Consider the following 13,457-nt stretch of genomic DNA (forward strand, 5'->3'; position numbering starts at 1 on the left):
CCGCTCTGACCTGCGTTCGTCCATCGGCAACCACGTCATTGTCGAACACGGCGACGGCCAACGGCAGGGAGAAATGCCCGCCGAGACCTACCCCGAAATTCCGTTGCCCGGCCGGGCCGCCCGAACCTACAGTGCGGGTGGTTCACTCCTCGACGTTCATCCATCGACGTCGTCCATCCAGGCAAGGAGGTGCGGTGCTCAACTGAGGTTGCCGACCAGCCGGGGCGCTCACGTGTGCCCGGACTCGCACGCCTCCTCGGACGGAGCACCGCCTTGCCTACCCTCTCGCCCACCCCCCTGCAGCTCACCGACGTCCACCTCACGTGGCCCGACGGCACGCCACTTCTGGCCGGCTTCGACCTCCAGGTCCCGCCGGGACGCGGCGCACTGGTGGGGCCGAACGGCGTCGGCAAGTCCACCGTCCTGCGTCTCCTCGCCGGACAGCTGAGCCCCGACCACGGTGCCGTGACCGCGCCACCACGCCTCGGCTACCTCCGCCAGGACTTGGCGCTGCGCGGGGAGCAACCGGTCGACCACCACCTCGGCATCGCCGAGAAGCGCCAGGCCGTTCGCGCTGTCACGTCGGGAGACGTTGATCCGCGGCACTTCGAGGTCATCGGCGACGACTGGGACATCGAGGAGCGCGCGGTCGCGCAGCTGGCCCGCATCGGTCTGCCTCCGGACGTCCTGCAACGCCGCCTCGGCGAGCTGTCCGGCGGCGAGGTGACGCGCCTGGCCATCGCGCGGCTACTCCTGCGCCGCCCCGATGCACTGCTGCTGGACGAGCCCACCAACAACCTCGACCGGGCCGGCCGCCGCGCACTGTATGACGTCCTCGCCGGCTGGCGCGGCACCCTCCTGGTGGTGAGCCACGACCGGGACCTGCTGGAGCGGGTGGACCAGATCGCCGAACTCCGCCGTGCCGCCGACGGAAGAACGGTCGCGCGGTGGTTCTCGGGCGGCTACTCGTGCTACCAGGAGGCGGTGGCAATCGAGCAGGCAGCGGCCGAGCAGGCAGTGCGCGCGGCCGAGGGTGACCTGCGTCGCCAGCAGGCCGAGCTGGCGCAGGCCCAGGTGACGCTCGCGAGGCGAAAGCGTTACGGGCAAAAGATGTTCGACAACACCCGCGAGCCACGGGCGGTCATGCGGGCCCGCAAGCGAACTGCTCAGGTCAGCGCAGCCACGTACAAGCAGCTTCACCGTGACCGGCTGGCGGACGCCCAGGAGCGAGTGGGGGAGGCGGAGGCGCGGTTGCGCACGTCCTCGGCCATCCGAGTCGACCTGCCGGACACGCGCGTGCCAGCCGGACGAGAGGTGCTCCTGACCCGAGACCTGCTGCTCGCCAACGGCGTCGGGTTGTCGATCCACCTGCGTGGCCCCGAGCGCGTGGCCCTCGCCGGCCCCAACGGCTCCGGGAAGACGACCGCCGTTCGCACGCTGCTCGGCCAGCTGCCGCCTCGCGCGGGCAGGGTCGAGCTGCGTGTGCCCGCCCGGCTGCTGCCGCAGCGGCTCACCCTCCTGGACGAGGACCTGTCCGTCGTCGACAACGTTCGCCGGCTGGCGCCGCAGACATCGCCGCATGAAGTGCGAGCGCGGTTGGCACGCTTCCTCTTTCGAGGGGACGCTGCCGACCAGCCAGCGGCCGGCCTCTCGGGCGGCGAGCGGTTCCGTGCGACCTTGGCGGCTCTCCTGCTCGCCGAGCCGGCGCCGCAGTTGCTGGTCCTCGACGAGCCGACCAACAACCTGGACTTCGCCAGCATCGAGGCGCTGGTCACCGCGCTGCAGTCGTTCCAGGGCGCGCTGCTCGTCGTCAGCCACGACGACCGGTTCCTCGGGGACCTCGGAGTGACCCGGCACGTGCGGTTCGAGTGAGCGCCCGGGCGCCTCAGCCCACAGGTGCGGGCGCAGGATTCGCGATCGGCAGCCAGTCGAGCACGCGCTGGATCGCCGCGTCCCAGTAACCCCACTCGTGGGCGCCGGGGCGGAAGTCCGTGGTGAGCGGTATGCCGTGCTGCTCGGCGGCCGTGACGAAGCGCCGGTTGTCGTCGTGCAGGAAGTCCTCGGTACCGCACGTGACGTAGAGCGCAGGCAGCGCAGCGGGGTCGACGCCGTCGAGAACGTGCAGCAGGTCGTCGTGGCTGCCGGCGATCTTGCGCCGGCCCCAGATCCGCATCCGCTGCTTCGGGTCGCGCCCCTCCCAGCGCAGCCCCGCGAGGTCGAGCGCGCCCGACAGGCTCGCCGCCGCCGCGAACCGCTCGGGGTGGTGGAGCGCCCACTTGAACGCACCGAACCCGCCCATCGACAGGCCGGCGACGAAGGTGTCGTCCCGCGCCGACGAGACGCGGAACGTGTCCGTCACGAGGGCCGGCAGCTCCTCGGTGAGGAAGGTCCAGTACGGCAGTCCGTAGGCCTCGTCGCAGTAGAAGCTGAGGTGCACCTGCGGCATGACGACAGCGAGACCCAGCTCTGCGGCATACCGCTCGAGGGAGGTGCGGCGCAGCCACGTGGTGTCGTCGTCACTGGACCCGTGCAGGAGGTACAGCACCGGGTGCCCGTCCGCGCGAACCCGTCCGCTCATGCCCACCTGTCCCGCGGCGGCTTGCGGGAGGAGCACGGTCATGGACGTGCTCAACCCGAGGGTTTCCGAGAAGAAGTCGGTGCGAAGGTGAATCACGGTGCCCTCCTTGTCGGCCCACCGCCGCAGGGGGCCGAGTGACGTGTCCCACACCTTGCCACGTCCGCGACCATGCCGGTCGCGCCGATTCGGGGAACCGCAGCCGAGCAGCCTAGGGTGAGCCGCATGGAGACCGTCCTCGCTGTGCTGCACGTGCTGTCCGCCGTGTTCCTCGTCGGCCCGATGGCCATCCTGCCGATGACCGCCATGCGCGTGCTGCGTGCCGGGGACCGCAGGCAGGTCGGCGGCCTCGCCAAGTCCACCGAGGTGTTCAGCTTCGCCTCGCTCGCGGCGGTCGTGTTCGGCTTCGGGGTGATGGGGATGTCGGACCCGAAGTACGACCTGTCGATCACGACCCCGTGGATCCTGATCTCCCTCGTGCTGTACCTCGTCGCGCTCGGCCTCAACCTCGGCATGGTGGTGCCGGCGATGCAGGCGGCCGGCCGGGATGCCAACGCGGCGCAGGCGGCGCAGGTCTCCGGCAAGCCGGCGGGCTACTCGCGGATCGCGATGGGTTCCGGCCTGGTCTCGCTGCTCCTGGTGATCGTCGTCATCCTCATGGTCTGGAAGCCCTGACCATCCGGCACGGCGTCGGCGGCGCTAGCGCAACGTCGGCAACCGCTGCTCCGTCGAGAGGGCACCACGGAACAGGTCGCCGCGGGTGGCCAGCCGGTCGAGCACGGTGCGGATCGTCCACCGGTCGGGACGCAGCTCGGGATCGTCGAGCTCGTCCCAGCTGATCGGCGTCGACACCGGTGCCCCGGCACCCGGGCGCGTGCTGTACGGCGCCACGAGCGTCTTGTTGATCGCGTTCTGCGTGTAGTCCAGGCGCGCCAGCCCCTTGCGTTCGCGCTTCTCCCACTTCCAACTGACCAGGTCCGGGAGCACCCGGCCGACGGTGCGGGACACCTGCTCCACCCAGTCCCGCGTCTCGTCGAACGTCGGCCCCCGCGAGATCGGCACCCAGATCTGGATCCCCCTCCGCCCGGTGACCTTCGGGTAGGCGCGGATGTGCAGGTGCTCGAACGCCGTCCGGTGCAGCCGGGCGAGTGCGAGGACCTCCTCCCACGAGGTGCGCTCACCGGGATCGAGGTCGAACAGCGCGTATGTCGGCCGCTCCGGTTCGTCGGTCCGCGACGTCCACGGGTGCCACTCCAGTGCGCCGAAGTTGGCGGCCCACACGAGTGCCGCGGGCTCGTCCACGACGAGGTAGGTCCGGGTCTCCCCCGGGTCGGCCAGCGGGTTGTCCCAGCGGGGCAGCCAGTCGGGGGCGTGGCTCGGAACCTCCTTGTGCCAGAAGCCCTTCCGGTCCGCACCTTCCGGGTATCGGTGCAGGTTGAGCGCCCGGCCGGCGAGATAGGGCACCAGGGTGGGCGCGATCTCGGCGGCGTAGCGCAGGAAGTCCCGCTTGGTGACCGGCTTTTCACCGGCTCGGGCGGGGAAGAGCACCTTGTCGAGGTTGGTCACCTTCAGCGACCGGCCGAACACCTCCCAGGTGCCCTGCTTCCCGAGGTCGTCCAGCGCAGCGATCTGGTCCTCGTCGGGCCACTCCACGGCGGCCGCGTCCAGCTCGATCGACGCCTCCGCGGCCGGCAGGTCGGATCGCCAGAGGCGCTCCGGGGCCGCCTTGACCTCCTCGTTGGTGCGCCCGCTCAGGACCGACCTGGGGTGGTCCTCGGGGTCCCACCCCTCCACCGCGTCGCCGTCGTGCTTGTGCAGCAGGAGCCACTGCTCCTTGCCGTCGCCCTCGCCACCGGGGCCTCCGCGACGGACGAGGACGAAGCGGCCGCGCAGCTTTTCGCCGTGCAGGTCGGCGTGGAAGTCGCCGTTGCGGATGGCGGTGGCGGGGTCGTCGGTGCCGTGCGGCTCCCACGTGCCCCGGTCCCACACGATCACGTCGCCGCCGCCGTACTCGCCCTTCGGGATCACGCCCTCGAAGTCGGCGTACTCGATCGGGTGGTCCTCGACGTGGACCGCCATCCGCCGTGTGCCCGGGTCGAGCGTCGGACCCTTCGGCACGGCCCAGCTGACGAGGACGCCGTCGATCTCGAACCGCACGTCGTAGTGCAACCGGCGCGCCCGATGGCGTTGGACGACGAACCGGCGGGCACCGTCCGTGGCCGGTGCCGACGCGTCGCCGGACGGCTCCGGAGTGCGGTCGAACCGGCGCTTCTCGCGGTAGGTGGCGAGCGGCTCGTCACCATCCGGGGCACGGTGGTGAGGGGAGCGCGCACCGCGAGCGCTCGGCATACCGTCGTCCTTCCTTCGGGTGGCTCGGGGCCGGGCAACAGGCGGTCGGTGGTGTGCGTTCGGGGGGCTCAGACCTTCAGCTGGCCGAGCTTCACGCTCACCGTCTTCTTCTGCCCGGACTGGCTGACCACGGTGACCTTCACCGTGTCACCGGGGTGCAGCTGGGCCAGCAGCACCTGCAGGTCTGGCGCGGTGGAGACCTGGTGGCCGTTCACGGCGACGATGACCTCGCCCGCCTTCAGGCCGGCCTTGGCGGCGGCTCCCCCTTGTTGGACCTGGACGATGCCGACTCCGGCGGGTTGGCCGTTCGGCCCGACGACGGTGCGGACGCGGACGTTCAGGGCGGCGCGGTGGGAACTGGTCACGTGGCCGCTCTTGATGAGCTGGTCGGCGATGTTGGTCACCGTGTTGCTCGGGATGGCGAAGCCGATCCCGGGGGCCGCGCCGCCGATCTCCTGGTCGACGGCGGCCAGGGTCGGGATGCCGACGACCTTGCCGGACAGGTCGACCAGCGCCCCGCCACTGTTGCCGGGGTTGATGGCGGCACTGGTCTGGATGGCGGAGGCGAGCGTCGCGCCCGGGGAGTGGCCGCCCTGCGGCTCGCTGACGGTGCGGCCGACCGCGGACACGATGCCCTGGGTGACGGTGCCGGACAGGCCCAGCGGGTTGCCCATCGCCAGCACGATGTCCCCGACCTGGAGCTTGCCGGAGTCGCCGAACTGCGCCGGCGTGACGTTCGGGGTGCTGGCCAGCTTGATCACGGCGAGGTCGTCCGGCGCATAGGTGCCCACGAGGCTCGCCTTGACCGGACGCGCGCGACTCGGCAGCAGGACCTCGAAGCTGGTGGCCGAGCCGACGACGTGCGCGTTGGTGACGACGTGCCCCTTGTTGTCGTAGAGGATCCCCGAGCCCAGCGCCTTCTGGGTGCGGATCTCGACGATGGAGGGCAGGACCTCATCGACCACGTGGACGTACTGCCGCTGCAGGGCGGCCGCCGGCCCGTCCCCACCCGCCTGACCGGAGTTCGACTGGCTGGAACCCGACGCCGCGCCCGAGGCGCCACCGGATGCGGCGGACTGTGACGGGGCCGCCTGGCTGCCCGAGGAGCTGGACTGCGCGCTGCCGGCGGTGCACCCGGTGAGGGCGAGGGCGGTCATGGCGGCAAGGGCCACCAGGCCGCGACGCGGTGTGGACGCTCGGTGGCCGGGGCCACGGCTGTGCAGGGTGTTCATCGTCCCGTCCTTCCTGGCAGCCGAAGCGGCCGATTGGTCCCTACCCGCAGTGGCTAGCGGATAACCGAGCGGTTGTCCACAGGTGGCACGGCGAGGTGTCCGCCGCCCGCCGTAGGGTCGAGCCGTGGACACGAGCTGGGTGGATGGCCTGACCGACAGCGACATCATCGCCGTCGTCGGCGCGGGCGCGTTCCGTCGCGGGCTCGACTACGCCACGGACGGCAAGGTGGTCGAGCTGAGCCGCGGTGGGGGCGGCACGCTGTTCGGCACGGTGACCGGCAGCGCCGGGCGCGTCTACAGCACGCTCGTCACCGGCACCGAGAACCCACCCAGCGGCGTCGGGCGCTTCTCCGGTCGCTGCACGTGCCCGATGGAGGTCGACTGCAAGCACGTCGCGGCCGTGGTGCTCGAGACGCGCGGTGCGGCAGCCGCGAGCCAGGAGGGGCAGGTGGCCGCGTGGGAGGGGGTCCTCGGGGGCATCGTCGGTGCCCACGACGCGGAGCGGTCCACGACTCACGGCACGCCGCTGGGGTTGATGTTCGAGGTCGTGCCGCCGCGCACTCGCAGCCGCTACGCCGGTGCCACGACCGTCACGGCGCACACGCGGGTGCGGCTGCAGCCGGTGACGCCGGGCAAGACCAAGCGGTGGATCCGCACCGGGGTGTCATGGCGCGACCTCGGCTTCGGCTACGCCCGGCCGGGAACCGATCGCCGCCACGTCGACGCCCTCGGGGAGTTCTTCTTCGCCCACCAGGCCCGCACCCGACACGCCTACTACGCGACGGCCGACCAGGCGATCCACCTCGACGAGCTGGGCGTCGGGGTGTGGCGCCTGCTGCACCAGCTGGAGCAGGCGGGCGTGGCGCTGGTGGCCGGCACCGACACCGCAGGACGGGTGGTGCTCTCCGAGCAGGAGGGCACGGCATCGCTCGATCTGCGGCGGTCGCCGGACGGCAGCACGGCGGTCGAGCCCGTCCTCTCGGTCGGCGGTGTCGTCCTGCCGGCGAGCGCGGTCCACCTCGTCGGGGACCCGGCCCACGGCTGCTTCCTGGGCGGGTCTGCTGCTCCGCGGAGCCTTCCGCGGCTCGCCGCGGGGGACCTGCTGCTCGTGCCGTTCACGGAGCAGGTGAGTCCCCAGCTGTCGAAGCTGCTGTATGACGGCCGTCGCCTCGACATCCCCGCTGCGGACCTCGGCCGGTTCCTGCAGGAGTACTACCCCTCACTGCGGCAGGCCGTGCCGGTCAGCTCCTCGGACGGTTCCCTGGAGCTGCCGGAGATCGAGCCGCCGCGGCTGGCGCTCACCGTCACCTACGGGACGGCACACACGGTGCGGCTCGACTGGGGGTTCGCCTACCGGGTGGGCGAGGACGTCACCCTGGTGCCCCTGCGTCAGGAGCGTGACTCCGGCTCCGGCCCCGGTTCTGGCTCCCGGCGGAGGGCTGCGGAGACCGCTCCGACGGTCGCCCGCGACGCGGCCACGGAGGAGGCGCTGCTGGCCAAGATCGACCTGCCCACCGGCGGCCTGCGCAAGCTGGCCCTGCCCAGCGGCGACCGGCACGTGCCGGTGCCCACCGTGGAGCTGAGCGGGCTCGAGACCGCGATCTTCACCCAGGAGGTCCTGCCGCTGCTGCGCGAACTGGACGACCTGCTGCTCGAGGTGGTCGGCGAGGTCCCCGACTACCGGTTCACCGATGCCACCCCGGTCATCCACCTGTCCACCAGCGACCTCGACGACGACGGCGAGGACGGCGATCACGGCTTCGACGCGGACGACCTGGGCGACGGCGAGGCCGAGGAAACCTCCGACTGGTTCGGCCTCGGGGTGACCGTCACGATCGACGGGGAGCAGATCCCCTTCCGCGAGCTGTTCGTTGCGCTCGCCCGCGGTGACACCCACCTGCTCCTCGACAGCGGCACGTGGTTCCGCATCGACCGACCGGAGCTGGAGCGGCTGCGACAGCTGATCGACGAGGCGCGGACGCTGCAGGATCACGACTCACCCGAGCTGCGGATCAGCAAGTACCAAGCCGGACTGTGGGAGGAGCTCGTCGCCCTCGGTGTGGTCGAGGAGCAGAGCCGGCGCTGGGGGCGGGCGGTGCAGGGGCTGCTGGACCTGGAGGAGGTCCAGCCCCCCGAGGTGCCCGACGGGCTCGCTGCCGAGCTGCGGCCCTACCAGCGCGACGGCTACCAGTGGCTGTCCTTCCTGTGGGACCACGGCCTGGGCGGGGTCCTCGCCGACGACATGGGCCTGGGCAAGACCGTCCAGACCCTCGCGATGGTGTGCCGTGCGGTGGAGTCCGGCCGCGCCGACGCGCCGTTCCTCGTGGTCGCGCCCACCTCCGTGGTCGGCAACTGGGCGCATGAGGCGGCCCGCTTCGCCCCCGAGCTCACCGTGGTCACCATCGAGGCCAGCGAGCGCAAGCGGGGCACCCAGCTCGCCGACGAGGTGGCCGGGGCGGACCTGGTGGTCACGTCCTACGCCCTGTTCCGCATCGACGAGCAGGCCTACGCCGGCTCTCCCTGGGCCGGCCTGGTGCTCGATGAGGCGCAGTTCGTCAAGAACCACCAGGCCAAGACCTACCAGTGCGCACGGCGCCTGCCGGCCCCGTTCAAGCTGGCGATCACCGGCACGCCGCTCGAGAACAACCTGCTCGAGCTGTGGAGCCTGCTGTCGATCGTGGCGCCGGGGCTCTTCCCCCATCCGCAGCGGTTCACCGAGGTCTTCGCCAAGCCCATCGAGAAGGCTGGCGACACCGTCCAGTTGGCGGCGCTGCGCCAGCGGATCCGTCCGCTGATCCGACGCCGCACCAAGGAACAGGTGGCGGCCGACCTGCCCGCCAAGCAGGAGCAGGTGCTGGAGGTCGAGCTGAACCCCAAGCACCGAAGGATCTACCAGACCCACCTGCAGCGCGAGCGGCAGAAGGTGCTGGGCCTCATCAATGACATGGACAAGCACCGGTTCGCGATCTTCCGGTCGCTGACCCTGCTGCGCCAGCTCGCGTTGGCGCCCGGGCTCGTCGACGAGGACTACGCGCACGTGCGCTCGAGCAAGGCGGATGCCTTCTTCGAGCACCTCGACGAGGTCGTCGGAGAGGGACACCGCGCGCTCGTCTTCAGCCAGTTCACGGGGTTCCTCCGCCTGGTCCGCGACCGGCTCGACGCCGAGGGCGTGCCCTACTGCTACCTGGACGGGCGCACCCGGGACAGGGCCCGGCGGATCGAGGAGTTCAAGTCCGGTGACGCGCCGGTCTTCCTCATCAGCCTCAAGGCCGGCGGCTTCGGGCTCAACCTCACCGAGGCCGACTACTGTTTCCTGCTCGACCCGTGGTGGAACCCGGCCGTCGAGTCCCAGGCGGTCGACCGGACCCACCGGATCGGGCAGGACAAGCAGGTCCTCGTCTACCGCCTGGTGTCGACCGGCACCATCGAGGAGAAGGTGATGGAGCTCAAGGAACGCAAGCGCGGACTGTTCAACCAGGTGATGGACGACGACGCGTTGCTGTCCGCTCCCCTGACCGCCGAGGACATCCGGGGGCTGTTCGGCTGACCCCCGGCTGTCAGCCCGCTCAGTCGACGGACGGCGCGAGCTTCGAGAAGTCGGCGCGTGTCACGGCCCGGGGCACCAGCCGGCCGCTGCCCACGGGGGTGTCCACAGGACGGGAGCCGGCCATCAGGCGCACACCGTGCACCGGGAGCTGCGCGGTCACGGTGTAGACGAGCTGCGCCACAGCCAGCACCCGATCCTGGCTGGGCAGGGTGTCGAAGGCGGCCGGCAGCTGCACCAGCACCACTCCTCGGCGGATCCGTGCGTGGATCCGGTTCACGGTGTTCGGGATGGCCGAACTGAGACCCTCGGCCCGGTCCCGGGCGGAGGGACTCTCGCACAACGTGGCGAGCACGTCGGCGAGCTCCTGTCCTCCCGGCGACTGGCGCCAGACCTGCACCAGTCGGCCGTCGTGGACCAGGAAGACCTGGATCGACAGACCGGCCGACGGGCTCGTCCCCGTGGACGGCGCGGTCCAGGTCGGCCCCGCCGTCGCGAGCGTGGTGGCGTGGTCCTGCGGGCCGATGCCGCAACCCGCCAGCGTCCCCGTCGCCAGCAACGCCGTCCCGAGCAACGTCAGCGCTGCCGCCACGACGCGGGACCTCACGGGCGCCCCCACTCCGCCGGGTTCCGGGGCAGGTGCAGCACGAAGCGCGCTCCGCCGCCGGGTCGATCCAGCACCTCCACGGTGCCGTGGAGGGCGCGCACGTGGCGGGCCACGATGGCCAGGCCCAGCCCTGACCCGGTGCCTACCGGCCGTTCGCCGCGGACGAACCGCTCGAAGAGGCGGTCGCGCGAGGCCTCCGGGATCCCGGGGCCGCGGTCGTCCACCACGAGCCGCATCGCGTCCTCGCCCTCGAGGCACACCTGCACCGCCAGGCACTCGGCGCCGTGCAGCTCGGCGTTCTCCACGAGGTTGGTCACCACCTGCTCGAGCCGGCGCTTGTCCGTGACCACCACGACGTCCAGGGCGCCCGGCTCGGCTGTGGTGACCGGCCGGCTCGCGACCGTGTCGGCGGCAGCGCGCACCAGGTCGACCAGGCGGACCCGCTCGAGCACCATCGGCGCGCCGCTGTCGTCCCGGGAGATCTCCAGCAGGTCCAGCACCAGGCGGCGGAAGTTGGCCAGGTCGCCGTCGAGCAGGTCCAGCGGTTCGCGCGCGGCGAGCGGCATCTGGTCGCGGTGCTTGCGCAGCAGCTCCATCGACGTGAGCATCGTCGTCAACGGGGTGCGCAGCTGGTGGCTCACGTCGCCCGCGAACCGTGCATCGGCCTCCACGCGCTGGTCGAGGCTCTCCACCGTGTGGTTGAACGAGGTCGCCAAGTCGGCCAGGTCGGGGTCGTGCGCGGCCTCCAACCGGATCCCGCGGTCGCCGCGGGCCACCCTCCCCGCCACCGCGTTCAGCTCGGTCAGCGGACGCAGCGCGCGTCGACTGGCGAGCCGGCCCAGGCCCAGCCCGACGGCGGCCGTGCCGGCGGCCGAGGCGATGAGCACGACGGTCAGGGTGCGGACGGTGTCCTGCAGGCCCTGCAGGGGATAGACCTCGGCGTAGACGTCACCCGGCTCGCGCAGCGGCACCGCCACCGCGAGGTAGGTCTGGTCGCCCAGCCGGAAACGCTGGGTCGCCGTCGTGCCCGACGCAGCCTCGCTGAAGACCTCGTGCGGCAGCGTGGAGCGGGAGAAGCTGAGCCGGGTGCTGTACCAGCCCCCGTTGTAGGACACGATCGAGGCGACCCGGCTCGTGGTCGGCAGCCGCTGGAGCACGTCCGGCACGTGGCGCGGACTCGTGTCCAAGTCGCTCTGCAGCACCACGGCGTCGACCGAGCACTCCGAGACCGCGTTCGACTGCTGCTGATTGAGCAGGAAGCTCGAGACGAGCAGCCACACCACCACGGCGAGCAGCACCGACAGGGCCAGGGCGAGCAGCCCGAAGGCCAGCGTGACCCGCCGGCGCAGCCCCAGCATCGGCCACGGTGGCCGCACGTCAACGCGCCAGTCGGTAGCCGAGGCCGCGAGCGGTGACCACGTGGCGGGGGTTGGCGGGGTCGCGCTCCACCTTGGTCCGCAGCCGTCGGATGTGGACGTCGACGATCCGGCTGTCACCGAAATAGCCATAGCCCCAGACCCGTTCGAGCAGGTGCTCGCGGCTGCACACGTCGCCCTCCGCCAGCGCCAGCTCGGCGAGCAACCGGAACTCGGTGCGGGTGAGGAACAACGGCTCGCCGTCGCGCAGCACCCGGCCCTCCCCGATCCGGAGGTCCAGGTCGCCGACCGTCAGGCTCTCCGGGCGGCGCGGCGCAGGGCTGGCCCGCCGCAACAGCGCACGGATCCGCGCCGACAGCTCCTTGCCCACGAGCGGCTTGGTCACGTAGTCGTCCGCGCCCGCCTCCAGCCCGGCGACGACGTCGTGGCTGTCCGTGCGGGCCGACACGATGATGATGGGGACGTCGCTCTCCCGGCGGATGGCACGGCATACCGAGAAGCCGTCCATGCCCGGCAGCATGAGGTCCAACAGCACGACATCGGGCGCCCGCGCGCCCAGCTCGACCAGCCCCTGCTCCCCGTCGGCAGCCTCGGCGACGGCATACCCCTCGTCCTGCAGGGCGAGGCGCAGCACCCGCCGGACCCTTGGGTCGTCCTCCACCAGCAGCACGCTGCGCGTCACCCCCTCAGTATGCGACGGCCCGGCGCGTGGCTGCAGACACTCCGGTATGACGTGCTGTCACCTTCTCGTCACACCGGCGTCACATGTGCCGGCAGGTTGTCACAGGATTCTTGCGGGACCGTGACGCTTCCGCTTATCTCCTTCCGGCTCAAGGCGGCTCGTCCATAGCGTGCAAGAACAGTTACCACTGTCCAGCGCCCGGAGGACGCCATGAACCAGAAGAAGAAGCTCCTGACCGGGGTGTCGGCCATCTGTATGGTGAGCCTCGGCCTGGCGGCATGCAGCAGCGGCGGAGCCTCCGCCAAGAGCAGCTCCAGCAGCAGTCAGAGCAGTAGTTCAGCCGGCAAGGCCGTCCGCGGCGGCACGCTGAACATGCTCGGCACCGGGGACGTGGACTTCATGGACCCGAACATCAGCTACTACTCCATCGGCTACCTCGGCCTGCGGATCTGGAGCCGGCAGCTGTTCACCAACCCGGCGATCCCGGGCAAGACCACAACGATCGCGCCGGACCTGGCCACCAAGATCCCGACCCAGAAGAACGGCGGGATCAGCAAGGACGGCCTGACCTACACCATCGACATGCGGACCGACGCCAAGTGGAACACCAGCCCGGCGCGCGTCGTCACGGCCCAGGACGTCGTCCGCGGCGTCAAGCGCACCTGCAACCCGACGCAGCCCTTCGGTGGCACACCTGACTTCGCCACGCTGATCGTCGGCTACACCAAGTTCTGCTCCGGTTTCTCGAAGGTCTCCTCGACCAGCGCCTCGGCGCAGGCGAAGTACATCGACAGCACGCCGCTCCCCGGTGTCGTGGCCAAGAACCAGCTCACCGTGCAGTTCAAGCTGACCTCGCCGGCGTCGTACTTCGTGGACATGCTCACGATGCCCGCGTTCTCGCCGGCTCCCAAGGAGCAGCTGCAGTACCTGCCGGCCAGCAACGACCAGGCCCAGCACACGATCTCGGACGGCCCGTACAAGATCGAGTCCTACAACGCGACGAAGAACATCACCTTCGTGCGGAACCCGGCGTGGGAGGCCAGCTCCGACCCGATCCGGAAGGCCTACGTGGACAAGATCGTCGTCGACGAG

10 protein-coding genes are annotated in these 13,457 nt (G+C 71.1%); 4 read left to right on the plus strand and 6 right to left on the minus strand.

Annotated features, from left to right (window positions below; translation table 11 throughout):
* The first annotated feature begins 273 nt into the window (after positions 1 to 273).
* Complete coding sequence (locus tag VFL99_RS06760) at positions 274 to 1,872, plus strand: ABC-F family ATP-binding cassette domain-containing protein (RefSeq protein WP_325105572.1); 1,599 nt, start codon at positions 274 to 276, stop codon at positions 1,870 to 1,872.
* 13 nt (positions 1,873 to 1,885) lie between these two features.
* Here VFL99_RS06760 and VFL99_RS06765 read toward each other — a convergent pair whose 3' ends face one another.
* Entirely contained in the window at positions 1,886 to 2,674 is a 789-nt protein-coding gene (locus tag VFL99_RS06765) for an alpha/beta hydrolase (protein ID WP_325105573.1), read from the minus strand.
* A 126-nt stretch (positions 2,675 to 2,800) separates the two neighbouring features.
* Between VFL99_RS06765 and VFL99_RS06770 the strand changes: the two genes are divergently transcribed.
* Positions 2,801 to 3,250, plus strand: a complete 450-nt coding sequence (locus tag VFL99_RS06770) for a DUF2269 family protein (RefSeq protein WP_325105574.1) — start codon at positions 2,801 to 2,803, stop codon at positions 3,248 to 3,250.
* A 24-nt stretch (positions 3,251 to 3,274) separates the two neighbouring features.
* On the opposite strand, the gene ligD is transcribed toward VFL99_RS06770, so the two are convergent.
* Both ligD and VFL99_RS06780 read right to left on the minus strand, forming a co-directional pair.
* The gene (ligD, locus tag VFL99_RS06775) at positions 3,275 to 4,924 is read right to left on the minus strand and encodes a non-homologous end-joining DNA ligase (RefSeq protein ID WP_325105575.1); all 1,650 of its coding nucleotides are present in this window, start codon (positions 4,922 to 4,924) and stop codon (positions 3,275 to 3,277) included.
* Positions 4,925 to 4,992: 68 nt separating this feature from the next.
* Positions 4,993 to 6,156, minus strand: coding sequence for a S1C family serine protease (locus VFL99_RS06780; protein ID WP_325105576.1), 1,164 nt, complete (start codon positions 6,154 to 6,156; stop codon positions 4,993 to 4,995).
* Positions 6,157 to 6,280: 124 nt separating this feature from the next.
* Here VFL99_RS06780 and VFL99_RS06785 point away from each other — a divergent pair, with 124 nt between their 5' ends.
* Entirely contained in the window at positions 6,281 to 9,703 is a 3,423-nt protein-coding gene (locus VFL99_RS06785) for a DEAD/DEAH box helicase (protein ID WP_325105577.1), read from the plus strand.
* A 19-nt stretch (positions 9,704 to 9,722) separates the two neighbouring features.
* Here the strand turns inward: VFL99_RS06785 and VFL99_RS06790 are convergent, their stop codons facing one another.
* From VFL99_RS06790 to VFL99_RS06800, 3 genes are read right to left on the minus strand one after another with little or no spacing between them, the layout of a single operon-like run.
* Entirely contained in the window at positions 9,723 to 10,307 is a 585-nt protein-coding gene (locus VFL99_RS06790; protein WP_325105578.1) for a GerMN domain-containing protein, read from the minus strand.
* Positions 10,304 to 11,665 (minus strand): sensor histidine kinase, encoded by a 1,362-nt coding sequence (locus VFL99_RS06795; RefSeq protein WP_325105579.1) that lies wholly within the window; start codon positions 11,663 to 11,665, stop codon positions 10,304 to 10,306. Before VFL99_RS06795 ends, VFL99_RS06790 begins: the two co-directional genes overlap by 4 nt.
* Positions 11,666 to 11,684: 19 nt before the next feature.
* The gene (locus VFL99_RS06800) at positions 11,685 to 12,365 is read right to left on the minus strand and encodes a response regulator transcription factor (RefSeq protein WP_325105580.1); all 681 of its coding nucleotides are present in this window, start codon (positions 12,363 to 12,365) and stop codon (positions 11,685 to 11,687) included.
* 210 nt (positions 12,366 to 12,575) lie between these two features.
* Here VFL99_RS06800 and VFL99_RS06805 point away from each other — a divergent pair.
* The coding region (locus VFL99_RS06805) for an ABC transporter substrate-binding protein (RefSeq protein ID WP_325105581.1) at positions 12,576 to 13,457 on the plus strand (882 nt) is incomplete at its 3' end.

The organism is Segeticoccus sp. (genome assembly GCF_035708005.1).

Coding starts and splice junctions, on each gene's coding strand:
- ligD (WP_325105575.1), bottom strand. CDS start 4,924: ATGCCGAGCGCTCGCGGTGCGCGCTCCCCTCACCACCGTGCCCCGGAT.
- VFL99_RS06795 (WP_325105579.1), bottom strand. CDS start 11,665: ATGCTGGGGCTGCGCCGGCGGGTCACGCTGGCCTTCGGGCTGCTCGCC.
- VFL99_RS06770 (WP_325105574.1), top strand. CDS start 2,801: ATGGAGACCGTCCTCGCTGTGCTGCACGTGCTGTCCGCCGTGTTCCTC.
- VFL99_RS06780 (WP_325105576.1), bottom strand. CDS start 6,156: ATGAACACCCTGCACAGCCGTGGCCCCGGCCACCGAGCGTCCACACCG.